The sequence below is a fragment of the Rhodococcus sp. IEGM 1302 genome, from assembly GCF_030056935.1.
Classification (GTDB): domain Bacteria; phylum Actinomycetota; class Actinomycetes; order Mycobacteriales; family Mycobacteriaceae; genus Rhodococcus_F; species Rhodococcus_F qingshengii.
This window is the reverse complement of the sequence record NZ_JASHKY010000001.1, coordinates 607,048-629,230: the sequence shown is the minus strand read 5'-3', so window position 1 is coordinate 629,230 and position 22,183 is coordinate 607,048. Positions and strand designations below refer to the sequence as shown.

Below are 22,183 nucleotides of genomic sequence, written 5' to 3'. Positions count from 1 at the left end.
ACTCTTACAAGGCAATCTCGATTCGTAGGCGGGCCGTACGGTTCGTTAGTCCTGCTAGAGTCACTTCAATGCTTTCTTGCCGCACTTCCTGACCACCATCCGCAGCATTAGCTTGTTACGTCGCCCTGGGATGACGATTCTGTGTGCCTTCATGGGGATTCGCGATAGCCGAATCCCTATCTGACCACTCACCAGAATCCACCTTTGGAGTACGTACCATGAGAAACTTTCTCGTCACCGGAGCCACCGGAAACCTGGGCGGCGCTGCGCTGCGCATCCTGCAGGCACATACCGGATCGAACACCCACGCATTGGTCCGAAGTACTACCCAAACCGATGCACTCGGTCATCAGGGGATCGATACGCGAGTCGGCGACTACACGGATCGCGCGAGTTTGCGGACCGCGTTCAGGGGCATCGACGGACTGCTGTTCGTATCGAGCCCGGCGCTCGATCCGAATGTCGGAATAGAGCAACACAAAGCTGTTGTGCAGGAGGCAGTCTCGGCAGGCGTCGAGCACATCGTGTACACAAGTGCGATGGGAGCGCAGCACGATCCCGGTCATCGCACTACGGAAATCGAGCTGCAGGAGATCGGTGTGAGCCACACTGTCCTCCGCAATGCTCTCTACTCGGATGCATTTGCTGCCAAGGTAATTAACGACATGGAGTCCGGACCCATCGTTTCCGCCGGCGCGGGAAGTTCTCTGGTCACCTCCTCCATTGCCGATCTCGCCGAAGCAGCAGTCATCGCGCTGACATTCCCTCCCACCAAGCAGGTGTGGGAACTTCGAGGCCCGGCCTGGACCTTCGATCAACTCGCCGAAGCAGTCTCAGCCGAACTTGGCAGGACAATCGAGCACCGCGAGGTGGGCGACCTCGAAACCGGACCCTTTGCTGTGCTCTTTCCACTGATTCGCAAAGGGATCTTCAGCGAAGAGTCCGATGACCTGGCAACACTGCTACAACGCGCCCCTCAGCCAATCGAAGCCGTTGTCGCCCAGCTCTGCCGGAGCTGAACGATGGGCAGGACCACGACTGACCGCGGCACGAGTCAGCGTGGAATAACTTTCCGCAGAGGTTCGTTGTAGAGGGTGTCGGTGTTCGGTTCTTTGCCCCGGGTACCACCCCAGAATTGCCACTTCGAGTGGCCACTTGCCGAGAGGCGCAAGACGGGCACCGACGCGCTGGAGCCGCTGGACACCTTTCGGTGCCAGCGGCTTTGTCGTCTGAATGATCAGGCCGGGTTTTCGCCGGCAGCGACGTCGAGGATCCACGTCACCCCGAACGCATCGGTGAGCATGCCGAAACCGGGGCTCCACGCCGCGGCGGCAAGACCCTCGATGATCGATGCACCAGCAGAGAGTTTGGCCCAGTAGTTCTGCACCTCTTCGAGGGTTTCACCGCGAACCGAGACGAAGAACGGTTGGTCGGTGATCGTGGTGCCGTTCTCGCGGTGTGTCGAGCCTGCGTTGCCGGCCGAGCCGCCCGACTGTCCTGGGATGTCGTATGCCATCACGCAGAATCCGTCCGCTGTCTCCACCTGGCCGAACACGATGTTCTCAGCGCCGGGCACCTCCTTGGGCATCCCGAAGTCGCCGTAGGTTGCGATCGTGACCTGGCCACCGAAGACGGACTGGTAGAACTCCAGAGCCGCGCGGGCGTCTCCGCGGAAGTTGAGGTGGGTCGTTGTCTTGATGCTCATGTCTGCTCCTGGTACGAACGTCGCTCGGGTTTTCCCTGACAACGTCGACTCTCACAGCCGTATAGGACTGTTTTCGTCCTAGACTCGTCGTAGTCTCACCGCACGGCGACCACCACTCGACTCTTGAATCTGCTGTCCCTCTTGCAGACGAGACGCGACTGGCCGGGCGCTCTACTCGCCGAGCGGCTCGACATCAGCCATCGCACGGTCCGCCGCGACATCGACCGGCTCAGGGAGATGGGTTACCGCATTGCGGCGACCATGGGCCCGGACGGCGGATACCGACTCGACGCCGGCAGCGAGCTGCCACCCCTGCTGTTCGACGACGATCAGGTCATCGCATTGGCAGTTGCGCTGCAGGCGGCGACGCTGACCGGCGTCGGTATCGAAGAGGATGCGGTTCGAGCGTTGACCACTGTGCGGCAAGTGATGCCGTCGCGTCTGCGCCATCGCCTCGACGCGCTCACGTTCACCACGATTTCGGCCGGCTCCGGCGACGCAGACTCCGTGTCCCCAGAGGTGCTCGTAGCAATTTCCGCTGCAGTCCGCGCTCGCGAGGTGTTCCGCTTCGATTACTCGAACGACCACTCAACCGACAACAGCGAAATAACACCCCCGCGCCGAGTGGAGCCGCATCATCTGGTGACCTCCAAGCGTCGCTGGTACCTCGTCGCGTGGGATCTCGCGCGAGACGACTGGCGAATCTTCCGCGCCGATCGCATCACCCCACGCACCCCGAACGGTCCCCGGTTCACGCCGAAGGAAATCCCCGGCGGCGACGTCAGCGAATACGTTTCCGCGCGCTTCAAAGGATCGGAACATATCAACAATTGGCCGTGCCATGGCAAGGTCGTTCTCCATCGACCAGCCAGTTATGTTCTTCCCTTTGTCGGGGACGGAATCGTCGAAGATCTTGGCCCCGAGCAGTGCAGTCTCGAAGCCGGATCATGGTCTTGGACGGCGCTGGCAGCCTCCTTCAACCGATTCGACACCGACATCGATGTCGTCGGCCCGGCAGAACTTACCCACGCTTTCGCACAACTCGCCGCCCGCAACGCCGCGACTGCTGCGAGTTAGTCAGTCGTCTCGAATGAGATCCAGGTCTCCAACACAACCGTGCGCCCGCGGGTTCGTGATAGCTTTCAAGTCCTCAGAGGACCTGAGGACTTGAAGACCTGAACGAAGGGATGCCCAAGGAGATGAAGAAGGGGCAAGTTGCATTTCTCACCGGCACACACGTCGTGAACGATCTGTACCAGGGGGCTGTGCCTGCACTGTTGCCGTTCATGATGCTCGAACGCGGATATTCCTATTCCGCGGTCGCCGGAATCACGCTCGCCGCGACCGGACTATCCAGTGTCGTGCAACCTGCATTCGGCATGCTGGTCGATCGAAAGAGCCGAAACTGGTTGGTACCGACAGGTTTTGTGACGGCCGCAGCAGGCATTGTCGTGGCAGCGATGAGCACCACCTACATCGTCACTTGGCTGGCAATTGCCGTGGCCGGCATCGGCATCGCCGCATACCATCCTCCCGCCACAAATTTGGCGCGCTCGGCTGGAGGTCATTCACAGAAAGCCATGAGCGTGTTCTCCGTGGGCGGTACGTTGGGCGCCTCGCTGGCGCCACCGTTTGTCACGCTCGTGGTTGGCTCACTCGGTTTGTCCGGCGGCTATCTACTCGCAGTTCCTGCAGCGGTGGCGGCTATTTGGTGGATGGTCGCCCAGTCGCGATCGGTCAACACGGGTGCGGCCGAGTCAGCCCAGTCGTTGAGTGCGCAACTGGCAGCGAACGGTCCCGTGTCAGACGATTGGCGCTCGTTTACACGACTCGTGCTGGTAACGGTCTGTTGGTCAATTCCGTACGTGACCACACTGTCGTTGGTCTCACCGTTCGTGCTCAACGCACTGAACGGATCGTCCTCGAGCGCTGCAATCGTGTTGTCCTCCTTCACATTGGCAGGAGCGGCCGGAACGCTACTGGGTGGAGTCCTCGCGGACCGTCGTGGTCGACGCGCATCCATCCGACTCGGCTACCTGCTTGCGGTACCTTCACTGGCGCTGCTCGCTGCCGCTCCGAACGTTGCAGTTGCCGAATCGGGAATCGTCTGTCTCGGATTTGCTATGTTCCTGCCCTTCGCACCACAGGTGACATTGGCGCAGGACTACCTACCGAATCGCCCCGGCACAGCAAGTGGGGTGACACTCGGACTAGCGATGTCCGTGGGAGGCATCGCATCTCCACTGTTCGGCTACCTGGCAGATCACTTTGGACCGCGCATGGCGATCGGGGCGACAACTGCAGTGCTGTTCGTCGGCGCCGTCATCGCATTCACCTTGCGCGATCGACGCCTCGACCCGGAAGACGAGACGGAGCGCGAACTGGACGTCATCGCCCTTCGATAAACCAAAAGACGGCCCCGTAGTCTGAAGATTCATCGGAGGACATGAAGTATTACTCGGTGAGCCGCTCCATTGCGGTTCACCGAGTCAGTCAGGAGCAGTCACATGGCAGTGCGCCAGATCAAGCAGCAGTCGCTGGTACAGAAAGCCGCGGACGAACTTGCGCGCCTCATCGGCGACGGCGAGTGGCCGGTCGGGACCAAAATCCCGAACGAGCAGGATCTGAGCACACTCCTCGGAGTCGGGCGTTCGACCGGCAGAGAGGCAGTTCGCGCACTGATTGCGTCGGGCCAGCTCTACTCGCATCAAGGGTCCGGCACCTACGTCATGTCCTCGACACCGGTCACAGAACTCGAGCGAGAACTCAAACGCTCGGACCGCCGCGAAGTCTACGAAGTACGCAGACTCCTGGAAGTGGAAGCGGGCCGCCTGGCTGCCATGCGCCGAACTTCGGCCGACGTCGATCTGTTACAGGCAGCACTCGAAGCCCGTGAAAATGCCTCGACACCAACAGAATTTGTCGACGCTGACATGGAACTACATCGCGCCGTGGTGAATGCTGCGCACAACAGCGTGCTGTCGATGGTGTTCGATTCATTCATCGAAACGCTCCGCAACTCGGCCCTGGACGTGATCACCGACGTCGCGGCGCGAGACCCCGAATCGATCGACGACGAAGCCGCTGCCCACCGAGATCTAGTGGAAGCCATCGTCGCGGGTGATGCCGACGCTGCCAGCGCGGCAACGCGCAGGAACATGGACGGGCTCGACTGACCCTCTCTATCGTTGTCAGGCATGACGTCCACATCGCTCCCTCCACGGGGTCTCCGGATCGGTCTGTCCGCCATCGCGTGGCTAAACCTGCTCTCTGCGCTCGTAGGAATGGCGGGCCTGACGATCGGCGGCGGGATGGGCCTGCCTCCTGAGTGGATCGAGGGAACCGTCTTCCCTTCATATTTCTGGCCCGGAATCCTCCTCGGCGTTGTCGTCGGAGGCATCCAGGCCGCCGCGCTCTTCGCTCAGCACAACAGGTTCCGTCTGACGTGGGGCCTGCACGCGGCCGCCGGCCTGACCATGATGATCTGGATCTTCGTCGAGATCGCCATCGTTCTCGCCTGGTCGCCGCTGCAGGGCATCTTCTTCGCCACCGGACTAGTCCAGACGATCCTCGCCGTTCTCGCACTCGGTGCCTGGCCTCGCCCCTTCCTCCAACGAGTCGAGTAACGACGGAACCTGTTCTCGAACAACAGAATCACGACGGCCGGGCCCACCTCACCTTCTCGAAAAAGCCCTTGACTCGAAAGTATGTTCGAGTATGATGGGAGGTGGAACGGGGGGTTCTCATGACGATCAACATCACCGAAGATGCCGTCACCGACGTGGTCAACAACTCCGCCGTGGGTGTGCGCGGACGATTGTGGCGGCTTCACCCCAGCGACGTCCGCGAGATCGCCATCACCGCGTCAGCGGAAATCCTTCGCCTGGAAGCCATTCGAGTCGCCGCTGTCGACACCCTGACGTTGAACCCGGACGAACAAGTACTCTGCTACCGCGGCACCGGACAATGGCTCGCGAACCACACCATGCTGCAGATCTCCACCGGCAGAAGAATCGCAGCCCTGGGCAAAGCGCTACGGTCGTTTCCCGAGATCGAAGACCAATTCGATGCCGGTGACCTCACTTTCGAGCACGCAGCACTGATCGTGGCGTTCTGCGAATCCCCACCCAAGGCAATGCCCGACGCCGCACTACCGTACTGCCGCGACACACTCCTCGCCGCAGCATCCGGAACCGAAGCAACCACCGTCAAACTGCGCTACGCCATCAGCGTCCTCGAGCACATGTTCGAATCCGACGACCCACCACCAAGCGAAGACACCGACCGCAACGAACTGCGCATCTCCCCCACCCTCAACGGAAGAGTCGCCGTCCGAGGCGATTTCGACGGAGTGACCGGCGAAATGCTTCTCTCCGCCCTCTCCAACCTCTCCATGCCCACCCCCGCCGAAGACGGCACACCCGACAAACGACCCGCCGCCACACGCAACGCAGACGCCATGGCAGAACTCATCCGACGCTACCTCGACAACGCTGCCACCGGCATCGACGGCGGCCAACGCCCACACCTGAACGTGCACATCAACGCCAAAGACCTGGCCTACCACCGTGAATGCGCCACAACGGGTGATGGCTCAACACCTGCCCCGTCCGAGGACGACGATCCCGGCATGCTCGATCTCGACTTTCACGATCTCGACAAACAAGATCTCGATGTCGGCCACATGCCCTGGATGGGACCACTGAGCGTCGGCCGCACCCGCATGATCGCCTGCGACTGCATGCTCTCCAGCGTCCTCCTCGACGAAAACGGTGCCCCACTCGACGTCACCCCACTCAAAAGGCTTGTCACCGCAGCACAACGCACCGCCCTGATCGCCCGCGACAAAGGCTGCGCCTTCCCCGGCTGCGACTGCGTCCCCGCCTGGACCGACGCCCACCACATCCAACACTGGGCCAAAGGAGGACCAACCGTCATGGACAACCTGGTCCTACTCTGCCGAACCCACCACACCCTGATGCACCGAAAACCCGGATTCACCGGCAAATGGGAAATCCGAATGGGCACCGATCACCTGCCCTGGTTCATCCCACCACCGGGCATCGACCCCGACCGGAAACCCCGCCGCTCCACCACGCGGATCTGAACCCGGAGGTCACCGAGCACACGCCTCGGTGACCCATTCCGGCGTGCTTCGATAGCCGGAAAGGGCGGCACGGTGTCCCCTATTGCTAGCGTTGAGGGTGTGTTTGCACAGGGAACCAACGCGCTGACGGTAGACGGCCGACCGACGCTCGCGCATATCGATTTTGCCCTTATGGATTCCTATCGATTTCCCGACCGGCAGGGCTTCCCAGATTCATATCGCGCATTCATCAGGCACGCAGGTTGGGCGCGGACCTTCGGACTCTGGCTCATCTATCCGCCCGTCCTTCCCGGATTTGCCGACGGCTGGCAAGGGCGCGCCCGCAACCTCACCGCTCATCTTCATTCGGTCTACACAGAAGGACAGGATGACGAGTTCGATTGGATGATCGAACCCGACGGCGATTGGTCACTCCCCGACTCGCTGCAGGTTTTCGGATGGAGCGAAAACGGTGACGCCCTCCTGTGGGACACAGCATCACGCGACACCGACGGAGAGTTTCCGGTTTGGGAATCACGCTCGTTCAACTCTCTCCACCGCCTCGGCGGGAGCATCCACGAAGCACTACCGTCCATTCGCACCCGGGCTATGGGCCTGTTCGGACCTCGCACCTTCGACATCGAGCCACTCCAGCCCACCCAACTCTGACGCGCGACCCAAATTATCGATAGGCCGCGGACACAGCCACGAATACGACACCTACGACGACGACCAGCGACAGATAACCGAGAACGAGTCCGGCCACTGCCAATCCTCGCCCACTTTCGCCGGAACGGCGAATCTGGTTCAACGACACATGGCCCACTGGAATAGCAAGAACTCCACCGAAGATTCCAAGTACAAGTGCGACGATGGCCAAGGCATTCGTGCCGACCGCTGGTCGCGCTGGATAACGCGCTTCAAGTTGATCTGCGAGTACCGGAATCCCGTCCGATGTGAAGCCCACTTGTGCAAAAACGGGTCGGCCATCGGCGGTGTAGCCGACCACCCCAGGGAGCGGTGCCGCCACCTGCCTGACAGGCCCGAACGTCGAACGAAGGCTCCTCCCTAACAGCAGCGCCGCGGCCATATACAGCAACAGCCCCGCCACAGATCCGGCTATCCAGGCTCCACGAAACGCCGGCCCGTCGACGTCGAGGATCCTCCCCGCCGCCCTCACACCGGATCCTGCTGCACCGACCGCGATACTCAAATTCACTGCGCCAGGAATAACGGCAAGCATGGCAATGGCACCGACACCAAGCGACAATGCCGGGCCACCGCGACGCCGCCACGCCAACGAACTCATCAGCGCTGCAAACAAAGTCACAGCGGCGCCTAGAAGCCCAGTCACAAATCCGACAACGACTCCCGTCTCGAAGTCCCCACCTAGATGACGAGCAACCCACTGTGCCCAGGCCCGCGCGAATGGCGGCCCGAGCGTCAGCGAGACAACGACCGTTGCAACCGCAACGCACGCCACGACACTGATGACCCGCAGAATCCACCCCAGATAACCGAAATGCGAATTATTCTGCGCAACAGTAGTTTCCGAGTCGATCACCAGGATTCCTTCGTTCAGAGTGTGAGAACAGAACGGCTCTAGCCGTCACTCCACACAGAACCGTGGCCGGACCGGCTCACTCATCTGATCAAGTTCTGGCGCCTGTGTCTGTAGTTCGTTCGCACGACCAAACCGGCGATAGCAACGATTACATAGTTGTGTTAGCGTTGTTTTTATGAGCTCGAGAGCAAAGATTCTGGCCGCGGCAACCGAGCTGCTCAACACCTCCCCCAACGGCGACATATCCACCCGCGCCGTGTGCGAGATGGCCGGCGTCGGCGCCCCCGCGCTCTACCGTCAGTTCGGCGACAAGGACGGACTGCTCGCAGCCGTCGTCGAGGCGGGCTTCTTCGAATACCTCGAAGGCAAACGGGCTGCGACACCTTCCGATGACCCCGTCGCCGATCTGCGGGCCGGCTGGGATGCGCACACCGCCTTCGCGCTCGCGCATCCCGCTCACTACCGCTTGATGCACTCACCTTCCGCCCAGAGCGCCGACACCGCCCTGCAGGCTCAGGCGCTACTTCGATCCGTTCTCCAACGATGCGCTGCGGCAGGTGTTCTGACCGTATCGGTCGACGTGGCTACGCAGATGGTGATGTCCGCGAATGCGGGCGTCGCTCTGATGCTCGTCGTCAGGCCGGAACAGTACCCCGATCCGACGCTGTCACAGCGAGTTCGCGACGGAATCTTCGCGTCCATCATCGACGAATCCGGCGCCCACCCGGAAACCTCACTCAACAGAGTTGCATCTACTCTCGACGCCCAACTGGCCGCTGCAGATTCAACTTCTCTCTCCGCCAACGAAGTCGGCCTACTACGAGAGTGGCTTCGCAAGCTGTCCGATGCAACCGAAACCAGTTCAGGAGTTACATCATGACTGACACCACCACCCGCGTCGCCATCGTCACCGGAGCGTCCGGCGGCATCGGGCGAGCGACTGCCGAGAAGCTCGCCGCCGACGGAATGGCTGTCGCCGTGCACTATTCAGGAAACATTCAACGCGCCCAGGAAACAGCTGACGCCATCGTCGCTGCGGGCGGTCGCGCCATCGCGGTGCATGCGGACGTCGCCGACGAAGGTGAAGTCGCCACACTGTTCGATACGGTCGAGGAGGAGTTCGGGGGCATCGACGTCGTCGTTCACGCAGCCGGAATCATGATCCTCTCCACCGTCGCAGAACTGAACTTCGACGATTTCGATCGGATGCATCGGACCAACGTCCGAGGGACCTTCGTGGTCGACCAGCAGGCAGCCAGACGTGTCCGGCGCGGTGGTGCGATCATCAATTTCTCCACCTCCGTGAAGAAGCTGGCATTTCCGACTTATGCCGCGTACGCCGCCACCAAAGGTGCTGTCGACGCGATCACTCTGGTTCTCGCGAAAGAGCTACGGGGACGCGATATCACGGTCAACGCCGTAGCCCCAGGCCCCACGGCCACCGATCTGTTCCTTGACGGGAAAGACGAAGCTACAGTGGAGAACCTGTCCAAGCTGGCTCCCCTGGAACGCCTCGGCACACCGATGGACATCGCGGAGGCTGTCGCATTTCTCGCCGGCCCAGCTCGTTGGGTCAATGGCCAGGTCATCTACGTCAACGGCGGCGTGATTTAGCGAAACCATCGCCTAAGGACCACACCTTGGCAATTCCGACAAAACAGTCAAACCAGTCGACTTTGGTTGTAATGTGCAAACAATGGATAACCAGGATCGAGGGTCCGCCCGGACGTCACGACGACAGTTCATCAGCGTTGCAGGGCTGGCGGCAACCGCGGTCATAACCCTCGCGACCTCCTCGACCGCCGGCGCCGCCGGCCCCACGGCACCCAATCCAGGTTCGCGGGTCGGCGATCCTGCTGAAGCCCAAGCGGTGCAACGCGTCGCAGAGACACTGCTGAACAGCGGCGTTCCCGGCCTTGCCTTCGCTATCGTCAAACCGGATGAGAAGAACCGCAAGGCGAGTGTCACCACTACGTACCACTACGGCCAGGCCGACGTCGAAAACGGCGTGAGAGTCACTCCACGAACGCAATTCGAGATCGCCTCGGAGACCAAGACCTTCACCGCTGCACTACTGGCGAAACTGATCGCTCGGGGAGAAGTCGGATTGGACGACCTGGCGAGCAAGTATTCGGATGGCAACCCGCTGCCGAAAGGCATCGGCGGCGAGGAGATCACGCTTCGCCAACTGGTCACCCACCGTTCCGGCCTGAGCGACGACCCGCCCAATCTTTCGGCGGGGTGTGCCGATCCCACACGATCGTGCACGGACGAGAAGGCGAAGTACACCAGAAATATGCTCTGGAAAGGACTCCAAGACGCCGGCGCCTTGGAGTTCGCCCCCGGTAGCCACTGGCTGTACTCGGACTTCGGGTTCGGACTGCTCGGCACACTGATGGCCGACAAAATCATTCCGGGACAAGAGAAGCCACCATTCGCGGCGGCAGTCGCCCGCGAAATCACCGACCCGCTCGGGATGATGGGTACCGTGATCGAGACCAAAGCAACCGACCTTGCCGTTCCGTACCACCTCGACGGCACACGAGCGCCTCTGTGGAACAACACGGGTGCGATCGCAGGAGGGGGTGGGCTGGTCAGCACCGCCGAGGACATGTCGATTTGGGCTGCAACAACTCTCGGCTACGGAAACAACCCGCTCAAACCAGTCCTGACCTCGATGCTCGAGCAGATCGACACGCAAGCTCCGGAGAATCCTGCATTCGGAATGGGAATGGCGTGGCAGCTCCAACCCCCGACGCCGAACTTCCCACAACGGTTCGCCAAGAAAAACGGAGACAGCTCGGGATCCAACTGCATCACCCTGCTGGTTCCCGACAGCGGCTGGTCGATCACGATTCTGGCGAACGGTGGAAATGCGGCGATGATCGACCCTGCAGCCGTGAACCTGATGCATGATCTGGTTCCGAGACGACCCATATTCGGTAGCTCGACGGGAAGTTCGTCGGGCAGCGACGTCGGCTTCCAGACCGGGTCATTCGGATAGGCCCACTTGCCTACAGGCGCTACATCTTCGTCGAGCGCGCCATCACGAAGCAGTAGAGCCCGTAGGTGATGATGCCCAATCCGGCAAGGATCAGCAGCGCCACTCCGTACGGCTGCGCGCCCAGCGTCTTGAACGCTCCGTCGAGTCCGGAGGACTTGCCGGGTTCGGAACTGTTGACCGCAAGAAGAACCAGAATGCCGACTGCAGCGATGGCCAAGCCCTTGGCGACGTACCCGACGGTTCCGAGTCGGCGCACGAAATTGCTGGGTGTGCCTTTCAGATCATCGAGGAAGTTCTGGCTCGCGCCCTTGTACACGTGGTACACACCAACGGCGATGATCGCGATCCCGCCGATCACCAATGCGATAGTTCCAAGCGTGTTCTCCATCAAACGCGCCGTGATCCCCGCACTCTGACCGCTGCTGGACTTCCCGCTACCGCGGGCGAATCCGAATGCAGTGAAAGCAAAACCGAAATAGACGAGCGAAATGCCCAGAGCCTTTGCGCGGTTGAAGAACTCTTTCTTCTTGTCGTCAGAGGACGGCGACGACGAGCTTCCCAACGCAGCTTCGGCCAATCTCCACAACGCCATGGCAAGGAAGGCCACGACGCCGACCCACAGAGCGAAGACACCCCCTGGCTTTCCTGCCAACTCGGCCATCGCACCCGATTGGTCCGCAGACCCGGATCCACCGAGAGCAAGGCGGATCGCGATATATCCGATCAGCAGATGAACCACACCGCTGACGACGAATCCGGCACGGGCAAAGCGCTCGAAGACATTGTTCTGTGCGACGTCAGCCGCCGTGGACGCGACGCTCTTCTGGTCGTGCGGTGACGATTCTTTATTCATCATGATCGTCGAACCATATACGGGCAGACGCTTCCCTCGAACGCCTGCATCAAGTGTTTCGAGATCAAGGGTTTCGAGGGTTCTGATCCGGCGTCGACCGCGGTTCTTCGGGGTTGGGAACCTTGGGGTCGATCGTGTCTGCATGATCTCGTTGCTGGTTCAGTTCGTCGCGAGAACTCGTCGCCTCTTTCCGATGCTGCGCTGCATGATGTTGCAGCGCAGACGCTTCCGCCGCTTTGGCGTCGGCCTCAGCCTGCACCATGCGCGCTTTGGCTGCTGTCTCTTCTGCCCGCGCCTCGCGCTCGCCTACTTGCAGTGACTTGTCTGCGACGTCTTCGCGGATCTGTTCTGCCTCGATGTGACGACGCTCGTCACGCCTGTTTCGCGCCACCCACAGGAGTGCGGCCACGATCGCTATCACCACGACCACGGCAACAATTATCCAGATAATGCTGCTGGTACTCATACTGCGAGAGGTACCCACCTGCGACTTTCTCACACGCAGGCAAACAAATACGCTGAAATTACAGGTCGGTCGGATGTGTGTTGGCTCCGCATAGAACCACGCACAGTTCACCGTCGGACGGCGGCGACACCGTTCCGTTCAGAACCGGAGCCAATGCTGCTGCGGTTCCCAACTCCACCAGAATCCGGAACTCCCGCCACAGGAATGCCCGCGCTTGCCGGATCGAATCATCTTCGACCACAACACTGTCTACCGAACTCTCATGCAGTGTCTCCCAGGCGATGGCACCAATTCGTGTAGCCCCCAACGAGTCTCCGGCGATACTGTTTACTTCGATATCCACCGGACGCCCCGCATCGAGCGAGGTGCGCAAGGTGGCAGCCCCGGTCGGCTCGACGGCTACCACGTGATCTTCGGGACGAGCCGCCGCGACGATTCCAGAGACCAATCCGCCGCCGCCGACTGCAACGCAATACGTAATCGGTCCGGATGCGTCGTCTTCGAGCTCGAGAGCGATGGTGCCGGCCCCACTGACGATGTCGGGCAGGTCGTAGGCATGCAGTTCGAGCGCACCGCTGGTGCGTGCGATGTCCGCCGCAGCGGCAGCAGCGAGCGCATACCGGTCGCCTACCTTGTGAACGGTTGCACCCAACTCTCCGAGAGCCTTCACCTTGGCATCAGGCGCTGTCTCCGGTACCACCACTGTGCAGGTGAGTCCTCGTCGCCGCGCTGCCCACGCGGCCCCGATTGCAGCGTTGCCGCCAGACGCGATCACCACGCCGGCATCGGGCATGGTGCCGTCGGCGACCGCTCGTTCCACTGCATTGAGACTGCCGCGCACTTTGAAGGAACCGCCGTGCTGGAGGTACTCGAGCTTGAACAGAACCGGTACCTCACCCTGTGGCGTCGGTAGCGCAGTGCGAAAGATCGGAGTACGCCGCGCCAGTCCTGCGATACGAGTCCGCGCAGCTTCGACGTCCGAGCGCTCGATTGCCACTGGACCTGCATTGTTGTCGGCGGTGAGAGTCATGTACCAACCCTACGGTTCGCAACGTCGACCCGAAGCAGTCGGCCCATCGTCATCATGATGTCTGTTTTTCACCAAGGAATGCCCGCATCTGACCGAGACAATGCACCTCGGGGTGAATAAATTTACTACTACAAGCACAACGACGACATCAAGGAAAGGCACACCCCATGTCGAAGATCGCAGTATTCGGTGGAAACGGTTTTGCAGGAAGCGCAATCGCGAAAGAAGCCGCTTCACGCGGCCACGAGGTAACCGTCGTCGCTCGCAGCGCGCAGTCCGGAACCGACACGAATGTCGTGCAGGGTTCTGTTCACGACAACACGATCGTGGAGCAGATCACGGCAGACAACGACGTCGTTGTCGTTGCCATCCCCGCTCGCGAGATCGACGGCAAGCGCCTGCTCGACGCCGTCACTCCCCTCGCAGATGCCGCCGCTCGCAACGGTGCTCGCATTGCCGTAGTCGGTGGCGCCGGCAGCCTGTTGGTCTCCGAGGGTGGGCCACGCGTCGTCGACACCCCCGACTTCCCGGACGCATACAAGGGTGAGGCACTCGCTCACGCCGACGTCCTCGATGCGCTCCGCGCGACCGACAGCAATGTCGACTGGTTCTACGTGAGCCCGGCCGCTGCGTTCGGTGCCCATGCCGGCGTCGCCCCGAAGGGATCGTTCCAGTTGGGTGGCGACATTCTCCTGACGGACGCCGAGGGCAACTCCGCCATCGCGGGCGAAGACTACGCACACGCTTTTGTCGACGAGATCGAGACTCCGGCCCACCGTCGCCAGCGTTTCACCGTCGCACACTGAATATGAGCAACCTTCGTAGGCGCGCAGCCTGGATGACTGTTCCCGCTGCCGCCGCACTCCTGCTCACCGCGTGCTCCAACGACGCGGAATCCGCAACGCCCAGCAGTTCTACGACGTCCACGAGCGTTGTTGCCGAACAGGGCGATCAACTCGAATCCAACAAGACCGTCGTCACGGACTTCTACGAACTGGCGTTCAACGGCCGTCAGGTTCAGCAAGCCGCCGACCGGTACCTTGGCGACGTCTACATCCAGCACAACCCCACCGCCGCCGATGGGGCAGCCGGATTTGTCAGCGGCATAGGCGGTTACGTCGAGGCCACACCCGGATTGCATGCCGAGATCACTCGCGTTTTCGCCGAGGGCGATCTGGTTGCCCTCCAGTCCCACACCACGTCTGCACCCGGCGACCGCGGCCAGGCGGTATTCGACATCTTCCGCGTCGACAACGGCAAGATCGTCGAACACTGGGATGCCATTCAAGACGTGCCGGAAACGTCCGCGAATCCGAACACGATGTTCGACGGACCCACCTCGTCGCCGTCCAAGTCGTCAGAAGTCTTGGAGCGCAACACGGCCAACGCGTTGACGTTCCTGCAGCTCGCCTTCAACGAAGGCAAAGCCGCCGAGGCTGCCGACCAGCTGGTCGGTCCGACCTACACGCAGCACAACCCCTCGTTCGCTGACGGCAAGGACGCATTTGTCACCGCACTGGCCGGGATCGAACCCGTTACCGAAGACAAGGCCACCAAGTTTCCACGGACGGTAGCCGAGGGCGACTTCGTCTTTGTTCAGACCTTCGCTTCGTCCGGTGAGGGAACGGCCGGCAGCGGCTCGATGGACATCTTCCGATTCGACGAGAACGGCAAAATCGTCGAGCATTGGGACGCCGTCCAGGACTACCCGTCGACGACTGCAAGCGGCAACACCGTGTGGGACGACGGTCGCTGAGACGACAACTCCGAACAGTTCAGAGAGGGATGCGGATCAGCCGACGTTGATTCGTTCTGTGTCGCCGTCGTAGTAGTCCAACAATCTCTGATCCATCACCCGGCGCCACAGCGGTGGAATCCACGCGATCACGATCATCACTGCGTAGCCGGCCGGAAGTTGCGGCGCTTCGGCCGCGCTACGCAGACTTTGGTACCGCAGCTTCGGGTTGGCGTGGTGATCGCTGTGCCGCTGCAGTTGGTAGAGAAACAGATTGCTCACGACGTGATCGCTGTTCCAACTGTCAGCGGGGCTGCAGCGAACGTACGAGCCGTCGGCACGCTTGCCACGCAGCAGGCCGTAATGCTCGAGGTAGTTCGCGGCTTCGAGGAAGGTGAATCCGGCAACTGCCTGCAGCAGGAGCCAGGGCGCGACCTCCCAACCGAAGATACCGATCAGCGTCGCGAAAAGGACAACGCTCATCGCCCAAGCGTTGAGAATATTGTTCTCGAAGCTCCAGGTTCGTTTGCCTTTCCGCTGGAGTCGAGCGCTCTCGATCCGCCAGGCAGAACGCAGGCCGCCGAACACACTTCGTGGCAAGAACCTCCAGAAGCTCTCACCGAACCGCGAGCTGGCCGGGTCCTGCGGAGTCGCTACACGCACATGGTGGCCGAAATTATGTTCCACGTAGAAGTGCCCGTAGAGAGATTGCGCAAGCGCCACTTTCGCGAGCCACTGTTCGATCTTCTCGCTCTTGTGGCCGAGCTCGTGGGCCGCGTTGATACCGACGCCGGCGACGACGCCCACCGTGAACGACATCGCGATCTTCTCCGCGATTCCCATCGGAGCGTTGATCCAGCACCAGCAGGCGAAGACCAGACCGGCGTATTGCAAGGGGAGGAACGCGTAAGTGCACCAGCGGTAGTAGCGGTCCTTCTGCAGTCGTGGGATCGCATCGTCCGGCGGACTTTCGCCGTCTTCACCGGCCAGCATGTCGATGATCGGGATGACGATGACCAGTAGCCACGCGCCGGTCGCCCAGAACAATCCGAGACGAAGGTTGTCGACGAGAATCCAGGAGAGGAACGGGCTGAGTGGAATCAGCAATCCGAGCGGCCACAGGTACCTCTTGCGGTCGCGCCAGCGCGGATTTTCGCCGGACGGCGAGTCGGTGTTCTGGACAGCGTTCGATTCGGTACGCCGTGCGTCGGAAGTCGCTGTCATTCGCCGATCTCGCCTTTCGTCCCCTCGAACGATTCGCCCCACGCACCGTTCACGCTCAGCAAACCAGAACTAATGTCCGGACGGGTATGGTCCCGAAATCCAGAGCGCCCTGCTCGAAAGACGGCACGAGCGCTTGTACTCACCAAAAACTCCCCCGCACATCACTGCTCACCCCGACAGTAGATACGGACAAAATACCCCACGGATCTGCGGGGATGGCGACCACCTCCGCACGTCGCCGAGGATCGATGATCCCTGCCAGGGCAAGGTCGAACCGCGTCGCCCTCGTCGAAGTAACGGTAACCGGCAGTGACAGAAATCATAAGCAGAGGACAGGATTTCCGCTCGTAGTGGCGACCAAAAAGACTGCGCGCCCTCAACTGGTCAGTTGCGGGCACGCAGTGAAAAGGTGAGCAAGCGTCAGAGCGTTGCAAACACCTTCGTTTTCACTTCGTTCAGCCAACCGTTCGCGGTCACGAAGTCTGTGACGCTCGACTGCAATCCGAAGACGTGCCCGGCCTGCGCCGCCGGCAGCCTCGTGAAGAGGTTGTCGTCGAGGACCGCCTGAACCGCCGCACTGGTCGACCCGTCCGCGTTCAGCGGATACAGCACGACCGTCACGCCGTTCAGGATGTCGGCCAACTGCTCCATCGGATAGGACGCGTATCCGGCATCGGTGTAATTGGTCGGAACACCGGGCCCGTACGCCAATCCGAGTTCGTTGACCACCAAATTGCCGATCGCCCCGGTGGGCTGCTGAACCGAGAAAGCGCCGGGCGCGTCTCCGAGTGAAATGTGAATCCACTTGTTGGTCGCGATCACGTCGGCGTACTCGCCACGGACACGTTCGAGATTCTCTTCGTAAGCAGTCCGCGTCGACTCGAGCACGTCGGTTTTGCCAATTGCCTCAGCAAGCTCGGTGGTGATCTTCTTCCAGTCGCCTCGGCTCTCTCCCTTGACGATGACGGTGGGTGCAATGCCGGACAGACGGTCGAACGCCGCTTGGTCCACCTCGTCGGCGTCGCCGACAATGATGTCGGGATCCGCCGCAGCGATCGCTTCGAAGTTCATTTCCCCGAAAGGCCCGATGGTCGGGAGCCCGTCGACGAAGGCCTGCTGCTCCGGCGTGAATTCACTGATCCACTTGCCGTAGTCCTGCACAGCAGCCGGTTTCACTCCGAGAGACATGAGCTGCCAAGGAGTGTCGTACGACGCGGCGACGACGCGCTCAGGTGAAACCGGCACCTCGATGTCCCCGTACGCCGACGCGACGGTCCGGACGTCCGTCTGCTCGGAGTCGGCCGACGACGAGGAACAGCCGGTCACCACCATCGCACCTACGACGGCAACCGCCGCCGCTGCGATGACTCTGGAACCGAAAGAAAATGATCGAATTGCGCGCACGCAGAACTCCTACAGGGTGATTGTTTAGCCAACCCTAAGTTCATTCTGCGGCACGGCACAAGTCCGATCGAGGCACTTAGAGTCGCTGTTCGGACTAGTCCTGTAGCCAATCGGTCATTGGCGCGCGCGGATGATCGATCAGGCTTGCAAACTCCCCCGGCGTCACGCCCATCGTTCGACGAAAAGCCGCACCGAACGCGCTTTCGGAACGAAAACCCGTCTTCCGCGCCACAAACGAGATGCTTCGACCGAGTGCCAGAAGTTGCATCGCATGATGAGCCCGCAGTCGCATACGCCATTCCGAGAAGGTCAATCCGGTTTCGGCCGGAAACCGTCGTGTGAGAGTCCTCGTACTGACCTTCGCGTCGGTGGCCCACTCCTCGACCGATCGGGTGTCGGCCGGGCTGGCAACCAACTGATCTGCGATCTGCCGAAGCCACGGCGTCGTCGGCAGCGGCACATCGAAAATCAGTCGCGGAACGGGTTCGACGAGGTCGATGGCAAACGCCTCGGCTCGTCGACGAGCCGCGTCGGTCAAGTCGTCTCGGGTGAGGTGATCGAGTACTTGTTCGAGCAGCGGAGGGGTGGACAAGGCCACCACACGATCCAACCCGGTCACATCGGATGCCACCAACCACGTGCACGACAATTCTGTGCCGCTGCGCGCTGTCACCTCGTGGGGAACAAAGGACGGGATCCACAGACTGACTCCGCTCGGCACCGTGTACACAGTCTCCGGAGTACGGACCTCGAGAACACCGTCGATCGCCCACAGCAATTCGTGATCGCTGTGGCGGTGCATCTCCCACGTGTAGTCGGAATCGACGGCCAGCCGATTGGTCGCCAACCGCAAGTACCCGTCGGCACTGACGCGCAGCGGTCGAACGACGCGTTGCCACTCGGACAGTTCGTCGAGCGGACTGCTGAGCGGGTAGTCGATCTGCTCGCTCACCGCAGCGTCGACAGTTCGGGATGTCCGAACAGGCCAGGCAACCCACCGGTGTGCAGGAAGACCGTTTTTGATCCCGCCGTGATGGCTTCGTCCTTCACGAGTTGGATCAATCCCGCAAAGGCTCGGCCGGTGTACGTCGGGTCGAGGAAGATGCCCTCCGTACGAGCCAATAATCGAATCGCGCCGGCTGATGCTTCCGTGAGCGTCGAATATCCTTGTCCAACTTGGTTTCGCAGGATCTGAAGATCTGCGGCTCGCATAGCCGGACCAGGCATCTCGTCCAACAACCCAGCGACAGTCGACACCGGGTCGGCAACAGCCCCGACGTCGACGCCCACAACTCTGTCGACGCCCAGATGCGCGACAAGGCCTGCCATCGTTCCACCCGATCCGAGTGCAACCACGACGCGATCGACGCCGGCGAGTTGCTGTTCGATCTCGCGTGCGCAGTCCACGTATCCCTGCGCAGCCACCGCGCTGGTACCACCGAAGGGAATGACAAAAGGTACACCGCCCGAGTCCGCGACGGCCTGCACCGCGGCGTCGAGCGCGGATGCCGTGTCCCCACCGGCCCAGACGATCTCAGCGCCCGCGAGTGCATCCAGAACGAGATTTCCCTGCGCGGATTCCGGCTCGGCACCACCGAGCACCAGCACACAACGCAATCCCAAACGGGCTGCTGCCGACGCAGTCAAGCGAGCGTGATTGCTTTGCGGCGCACCGGTAGTGATCAGAGTCGTCGCGCCGACGGCCAAAGCCTGAGCGCAGGTGTACTGCAGCTTTCGGATCTTGTTGCCGCCGCCGCCCAGGCCAGTGACGTCGTCACGTTTGATCCACAGATCTTCCGGCCCCAATCCGAGTGCCTGCGCGCAACGCGCCAGAGGTTCGACGGGCGTCGGCCAACTGCCCAAGCTGATCGGCGGAACGGCGGAACTCAACATTTGACGAGTCTAGTTCGACCGTGCACCTACAGGCTGGGCTCGCATACAGTCGGGACATGGGAACTTTCACGACGACCACACGTGATGTACCGCTGACCGTCAGCCGACCGGATTCGCCGAGTGAACCGAGACATGCGGTAGTAGTTCTCCAAGAAGCGTGGGGCGTGAACCAACACATCGAGAGCATCCTCGAACGCCTCGCCGATGCCGGCTACCTTGCCGTCGCCCCGCATCTCTACCACCGCGGCGCACAGACCTCCTTCACCGACTTCCCGTCCGCGAAGGATGCGCTCATGGCACTCGACGGCACAAGCATCGGCCACGACGTACGTGCCGCCGTCGACTACAGCCGATCCGAGGGAGCAGAGAAAGTCGGCTCCCTCGGATTCTGCATGGGCGGCACCGCATCCCTGTGGTGTGCCGCCGTACCCCTCGTCGATTCCGCTGTCACGTACTACGGTGGCGGCGTTGCAGAAGCCCGATGGGATGGGATTGCCGCAGGCACCGAACTTGCAGCGCAACTGCAGGTCCCGTGGCTCGGTCACTACGGCGACCTCGATCCCAGTATCCCGCCGGAGAGCGTCGAGCAATTGCGCGCAACCGCGTCCGATCTCGCCCGGGTGTACCGTTATTCCGACGCCGGCCACGCGTTCAACAACGACACTTCGACCAGCCACTACGCCCCGGATTCTGCTGCCCTCGCCTGGACCCGCACTATGGAGTTCTTCAACGAAACCCTTTGATTGCCAGCGCGAGTCAGGGCACCCGCTTGACCACCGTGCCGGTGATCTCGTCCTGAACCTGCTCAGCCGTCACCGCTCGACTCTGTGCCCGACGTGAGCGGGTGAAGTAGTAGATGCCGATCACGGCGAGGACAAACGGTACTCCGAACACCAAGGTCATCTTGAAATCCTCGACCCACAACGTCGTGACGAGGATCGCGACCATGAGGACACCTCCCAGTATCGTCCCCACCGGGAAGAACGGAATCGTGAAGGAGAGTGTCCGTCCTTCGCTCGCCATCCGCTTGCGAAAGAACCAGTGCGTCACGAAGATCAGCAGCCACGTCGCCATTGCCCCGAACATCGACAGCGAGATCATCAAGGTGAATGCCTGCTCGGGAAAGAGAACGTAGACGATGGTTGCGACGGCGATACCCGACGTCGACAGCAGCAAGGCATTGACCGGTGAGCCGTTGGCCCTGACCTTGCCGAGAATGGCCGGCGCGTCACCAGCACGGGAGAGCGAGAACATCATTCGCGAAGACACGTACAGCTGACTGTTCATCGCGGACAGCGCGGCAATGATCACCACGAAGTTCAGCACGCTGTCTGCGCCCGGAATCTTCACGACCTGCATCACCGTGACGAAAGGGCTTCCGCCGCTCAATATCTTGTCCATCGGAGCGATTGCCAGAATCAAGGCAAGCGTTGCGATGTAGAAGACGAACAGTCGGACGATCGTCACACGGAATGCCTTCTTCACCGCCACTGCCGGGTTTTCCGCCTCACCGGCCGCAATGGCGATCATCTCGATGCTCAAGTAGCTGAAGATCGATACGATCACGGCAAACCACATGCCGGACAAACCATTCGGGAAGAATCCGCCACCGGCCGTGTAATTGTGGAATCCGTAGTCCGGGTTTCCGCTACCGAACACGACGTACGCTGCCATCACGATGAACGCCACGATCGCGAAGACCTTGATCGTCGAGAACCAGTACTCCATCGTTCCGAAGGCCTTGACGTTGAACATGTTCACGCCGATCAGCACTCCGGAGAACAACACGATCCACAGCCACGACGGTACGTCGGCGAACCAGAACTGCATGTATTCACCGATCGCGGTGACCTCGGTCCCGACCGCGAGGACGATGCATGACCAGTAGAGATAGCGAACGAGGAAGCCGATCAACGGTCCGACGTAGAATTCTGCGTACGCACCGAACGAACCTGATGTCGCATGTGCAACAGTCATTTCGGCGAGGGCACCCATCAGCAGGAGGGCGATCAACCCGCCGATCGCGTAACTGATGATGACGCTCGGGCCGGCAAAGCCGATGGCGAACTTACTGCCGAGGAAGAGTCCGGTGCCGATTGCACCGCCGAGCGCGATCATGCTCATCTGCTTGGGGCCGAGTTCGCGTTTGAGACCTGATTCTCGCTGCTGAATGTTTTTGAAATCACTCATGAAAGCTCCTTGCGAAAGGCGGTACCTCC

General features: G+C 61.2%; 23 protein-coding genes. 13 read left to right on the top strand and 10 right to left on the bottom strand.

What is annotated here, in order from left to right; translation table 11 throughout:
- The first annotated feature begins 218 nt into the window (after positions 1-218).
- Positions 219-1,019 (top strand): NAD(P)H-binding protein, encoded by an 801-nt coding sequence (locus tag QM609_RS02960; protein ID WP_042925183.1) that lies wholly within the window; start codon positions 219-221, stop codon positions 1,017-1,019.
- Between the two features lie 218 nt (positions 1,020-1,237).
- On the opposite strand, the gene QM609_RS02955 is transcribed toward QM609_RS02960, so the two are convergent.
- A complete protein-coding gene (locus QM609_RS02955; RefSeq protein ID WP_042925187.1) occupies positions 1,238-1,705 on the bottom strand; it encodes a VOC family protein in 468 nt (155 codons plus the stop codon).
- 123 nt (positions 1,706-1,828) lie between these two features.
- Between QM609_RS02955 and QM609_RS02950 the strand changes: the two genes are divergently transcribed.
- The 6 genes from QM609_RS02950 to QM609_RS02925 all read left to right on the top strand — a co-directional run bounded on the left by QM609_RS02950 (position 1,829) and on the right by QM609_RS02925 (position 7,460).
- On the top strand, positions 1,829-2,782 hold the full coding sequence (locus tag QM609_RS02950) for a helix-turn-helix transcriptional regulator (RefSeq protein WP_050656068.1): 954 nt from the start codon (positions 1,829-1,831) through the stop codon (positions 2,780-2,782).
- Between the two features lie 122 nt (positions 2,783-2,904).
- Positions 2,905-4,110 carry an MFS transporter gene (locus QM609_RS02945; protein WP_283336991.1) on the top strand — a complete coding sequence of 402 codons (1,206 nt, stop codon included), beginning with the start codon at positions 2,905-2,907 and terminating at the stop codon, positions 4,108-4,110.
- Positions 4,111-4,212: 102 nt separating this feature from the next.
- Entirely contained in the window at positions 4,213-4,881 is a 669-nt protein-coding gene (locus QM609_RS02940; protein ID WP_003939850.1) for a FadR/GntR family transcriptional regulator, read from the top strand.
- A gap of 21 nt (positions 4,882-4,902) precedes the next feature.
- Positions 4,903-5,331, top strand: coding sequence for a hypothetical protein (locus QM609_RS02935; protein ID WP_228232276.1), 429 nt, complete (start codon positions 4,903-4,905; stop codon positions 5,329-5,331).
- A gap of 119 nt (positions 5,332-5,450) precedes the next feature.
- Positions 5,451-6,812: an HNH endonuclease signature motif containing protein gene (locus tag QM609_RS02930; protein ID WP_149357898.1), complete on the top strand. Its 1,362-nt coding sequence runs from the start codon at positions 5,451-5,453 to the stop codon at positions 6,810-6,812.
- A gap of 99 nt (positions 6,813-6,911) precedes the next feature.
- Entirely contained in the window at positions 6,912-7,460 is a 549-nt protein-coding gene (locus tag QM609_RS02925) for an SMI1/KNR4 family protein (RefSeq protein WP_228232278.1), read from the top strand.
- A 13-nt stretch (positions 7,461-7,473) separates the two neighbouring features.
- Here the strand turns inward: QM609_RS02925 and QM609_RS02920 are convergent, their stop codons facing one another.
- Positions 7,474-8,355, bottom strand: coding sequence for a DUF4190 domain-containing protein (locus tag QM609_RS02920; protein WP_047269436.1), 882 nt, complete (start codon positions 8,353-8,355; stop codon positions 7,474-7,476).
- Between the two features lie 175 nt (positions 8,356-8,530).
- Here QM609_RS02920 and QM609_RS02915 point away from each other — a divergent pair, with 175 nt between their 5' ends.
- The 3 genes from QM609_RS02915 (at position 8,531) to QM609_RS02905 (ending at position 11,359) form a co-directional block, all read left to right on the top strand.
- Complete coding sequence (locus QM609_RS02915) at positions 8,531-9,235, top strand: TetR/AcrR family transcriptional regulator (protein ID WP_050655986.1); 705 nt, start codon at positions 8,531-8,533, stop codon at positions 9,233-9,235.
- Positions 9,232-9,969: an SDR family oxidoreductase gene (locus QM609_RS02910; protein ID WP_050655985.1), complete on the top strand. Its 738-nt coding sequence runs from the start codon at positions 9,232-9,234 to the stop codon at positions 9,967-9,969. Before QM609_RS02915 ends, QM609_RS02910 begins: the two co-directional genes overlap by 4 nt.
- Positions 9,970-10,051: 82 nt before the next feature.
- Positions 10,052-11,359: a serine hydrolase domain-containing protein gene (locus QM609_RS02905; RefSeq protein WP_050655984.1), complete on the top strand. Its 1,308-nt coding sequence runs from the start codon at positions 10,052-10,054 to the stop codon at positions 11,357-11,359.
- Positions 11,360-11,378: 19 nt separating this feature from the next.
- Here the strand turns inward: QM609_RS02905 and QM609_RS02900 are convergent, their stop codons facing one another.
- From QM609_RS02900 to QM609_RS02890, 3 genes are all read right to left on the bottom strand, one after another.
- Positions 11,379-12,215 (bottom strand): DUF1206 domain-containing protein, encoded by an 837-nt coding sequence (locus QM609_RS02900; protein WP_003943056.1) that lies wholly within the window; start codon positions 12,213-12,215, stop codon positions 11,379-11,381.
- A 61-nt stretch (positions 12,216-12,276) separates the two neighbouring features.
- Positions 12,277-12,678, bottom strand: coding sequence for a hypothetical protein (locus QM609_RS02895; protein ID WP_037130583.1), 402 nt, complete (start codon positions 12,676-12,678; stop codon positions 12,277-12,279).
- Positions 12,679-12,736: 58 nt separating this feature from the next.
- Positions 12,737-13,708 (bottom strand): serine/threonine dehydratase, encoded by a 972-nt coding sequence (locus QM609_RS02890; protein WP_050655983.1) that lies wholly within the window; start codon positions 13,706-13,708, stop codon positions 12,737-12,739.
- 167 nt (positions 13,709-13,875) lie between these two features.
- On the opposite strand from QM609_RS02890, the gene QM609_RS02885 reads away from it, so the two are divergent.
- Together QM609_RS02885 and QM609_RS02880 are read left to right on the top strand one after the other, a co-directional pair.
- Positions 13,876-14,514 carry an NAD(P)-dependent oxidoreductase gene (locus QM609_RS02885; RefSeq protein ID WP_030536013.1) on the top strand — a complete coding sequence of 213 codons (639 nt, stop codon included), beginning with the start codon at positions 13,876-13,878 and terminating at the stop codon, positions 14,512-14,514.
- A 32-nt stretch (positions 14,515-14,546) separates the two neighbouring features.
- Positions 14,547-15,464: a nuclear transport factor 2 family protein gene (locus QM609_RS02880; RefSeq protein WP_225320166.1), complete on the top strand. Its 918-nt coding sequence runs from the start codon at positions 14,547-14,549 to the stop codon at positions 15,462-15,464.
- 36 nt (positions 15,465-15,500) lie between these two features.
- Here the strand turns inward: QM609_RS02880 and QM609_RS02875 are convergent, their stop codons facing one another.
- From QM609_RS02875 to QM609_RS02860, 4 genes are all read right to left on the bottom strand, one after another.
- The gene (locus QM609_RS02875; RefSeq protein WP_007730881.1) at positions 15,501-16,667 is read right to left on the bottom strand and encodes an alkane 1-monooxygenase; all 1,167 of its coding nucleotides are present in this window, start codon (positions 16,665-16,667) and stop codon (positions 15,501-15,503) included.
- Positions 16,668-17,087: 420 nt separating this feature from the next.
- Positions 17,088-18,071, bottom strand: coding sequence for an ABC transporter substrate-binding protein (locus QM609_RS02870; protein WP_030536016.1), 984 nt, complete (start codon positions 18,069-18,071; stop codon positions 17,088-17,090).
- A 94-nt stretch (positions 18,072-18,165) separates the two neighbouring features.
- The gene (locus tag QM609_RS02865) at positions 18,166-19,023 is read right to left on the bottom strand and encodes a helix-turn-helix transcriptional regulator (RefSeq protein WP_050655982.1); all 858 of its coding nucleotides are present in this window, start codon (positions 19,021-19,023) and stop codon (positions 18,166-18,168) included.
- Positions 19,020-19,964 (bottom strand): D-cysteine desulfhydrase family protein, encoded by a 945-nt coding sequence (locus QM609_RS02860; protein WP_050655981.1) that lies wholly within the window; start codon positions 19,962-19,964, stop codon positions 19,020-19,022. The genes QM609_RS02865 and QM609_RS02860 overlap by 4 nt, the downstream gene beginning before the upstream one ends.
- 56 nt (positions 19,965-20,020) lie before the next feature.
- Here QM609_RS02860 and QM609_RS02855 point away from each other — a divergent pair, with 56 nt between their 5' ends.
- Positions 20,021-20,707: a dienelactone hydrolase family protein gene (locus QM609_RS02855; RefSeq protein WP_050655980.1), complete on the top strand. Its 687-nt coding sequence runs from the start codon at positions 20,021-20,023 to the stop codon at positions 20,705-20,707.
- Positions 20,708-20,720: 13 nt separating this feature from the next.
- On the opposite strand, the gene QM609_RS02850 is transcribed toward QM609_RS02855, so the two are convergent.
- Positions 20,721-22,154: an amino acid permease gene (locus QM609_RS02850; protein ID WP_003943087.1), complete on the bottom strand. Its 1,434-nt coding sequence runs from the start codon at positions 22,152-22,154 to the stop codon at positions 20,721-20,723.
- Positions 22,155-22,183: the final 29 nt, after the last annotated feature.

What these genes read in the sequence shown, in the direction of transcription:
- QM609_RS02890 (WP_050655983.1), bottom strand. Translation starts at nt 13,708, where the DNA reads ATGACTCTCACCGCCGACAACAATGCAGGTCCAGTGGCAATCGAGCGC.
- QM609_RS02855 (WP_050655980.1), top strand. Translation starts at nt 20,021, where the DNA reads ATGGGAACTTTCACGACGACCACACGTGATGTACCGCTGACCGTCAGC.
- QM609_RS02860 (WP_050655981.1), bottom strand. Translation starts at nt 19,964, where the DNA reads ATGTTGAGTTCCGCCGTTCCGCCGATCAGCTTGGGCAGTTGGCCGACG.
- QM609_RS02875 (WP_007730881.1), bottom strand. Translation starts at nt 16,667, where the DNA reads ATGACAGCGACTTCCGACGCACGGCGTACCGAATCGAACGCTGTCCAG.
- QM609_RS02895 (WP_037130583.1), bottom strand. Translation starts at nt 12,678, where the DNA reads ATGAGTACCAGCAGCATTATCTGGATAATTGTTGCCGTGGTCGTGGTG.
- QM609_RS02940 (WP_003939850.1), top strand. Translation starts at nt 4,213, where the DNA reads ATGGCAGTGCGCCAGATCAAGCAGCAGTCGCTGGTACAGAAAGCCGCG.
- QM609_RS02900 (WP_003943056.1), bottom strand. Translation starts at nt 12,215, where the DNA reads ATGATGAATAAAGAATCGTCACCGCACGACCAGAAGAGCGTCGCGTCC.
- QM609_RS02905 (WP_050655984.1), top strand. Translation starts at nt 10,052, where the DNA reads ATGGATAACCAGGATCGAGGGTCCGCCCGGACGTCACGACGACAGTTC.
- QM609_RS02880 (WP_225320166.1), top strand. Translation starts at nt 14,547, where the DNA reads ATGACTGTTCCCGCTGCCGCCGCACTCCTGCTCACCGCGTGCTCCAAC.
- QM609_RS02885 (WP_030536013.1), top strand. Translation starts at nt 13,876, where the DNA reads ATGTCGAAGATCGCAGTATTCGGTGGAAACGGTTTTGCAGGAAGCGCA.
- QM609_RS02850 (WP_003943087.1), bottom strand. Translation starts at nt 22,154, where the DNA reads ATGAGTGATTTCAAAAACATTCAGCAGCGAGAATCAGGTCTCAAACGC.
- QM609_RS02945 (WP_283336991.1), top strand. Translation starts at nt 2,905, where the DNA reads ATGAAGAAGGGGCAAGTTGCATTTCTCACCGGCACACACGTCGTGAAC.
- QM609_RS02955 (WP_042925187.1), bottom strand. Translation starts at nt 1,705, where the DNA reads ATGAGCATCAAGACAACGACCCACCTCAACTTCCGCGGAGACGCCCGC.
- QM609_RS02930 (WP_149357898.1), top strand. Translation starts at nt 5,451, where the DNA reads ATGACGATCAACATCACCGAAGATGCCGTCACCGACGTGGTCAACAAC.
- QM609_RS02910 (WP_050655985.1), top strand. Translation starts at nt 9,232, where the DNA reads ATGACTGACACCACCACCCGCGTCGCCATCGTCACCGGAGCGTCCGGC.
- QM609_RS02935 (WP_228232276.1), top strand. Translation starts at nt 4,903, where the DNA reads ATGACGTCCACATCGCTCCCTCCACGGGGTCTCCGGATCGGTCTGTCC.
- QM609_RS02960 (WP_042925183.1), top strand. Translation starts at nt 219, where the DNA reads ATGAGAAACTTTCTCGTCACCGGAGCCACCGGAAACCTGGGCGGCGCT.
- QM609_RS02915 (WP_050655986.1), top strand. Translation starts at nt 8,531, where the DNA reads ATGAGCTCGAGAGCAAAGATTCTGGCCGCGGCAACCGAGCTGCTCAAC.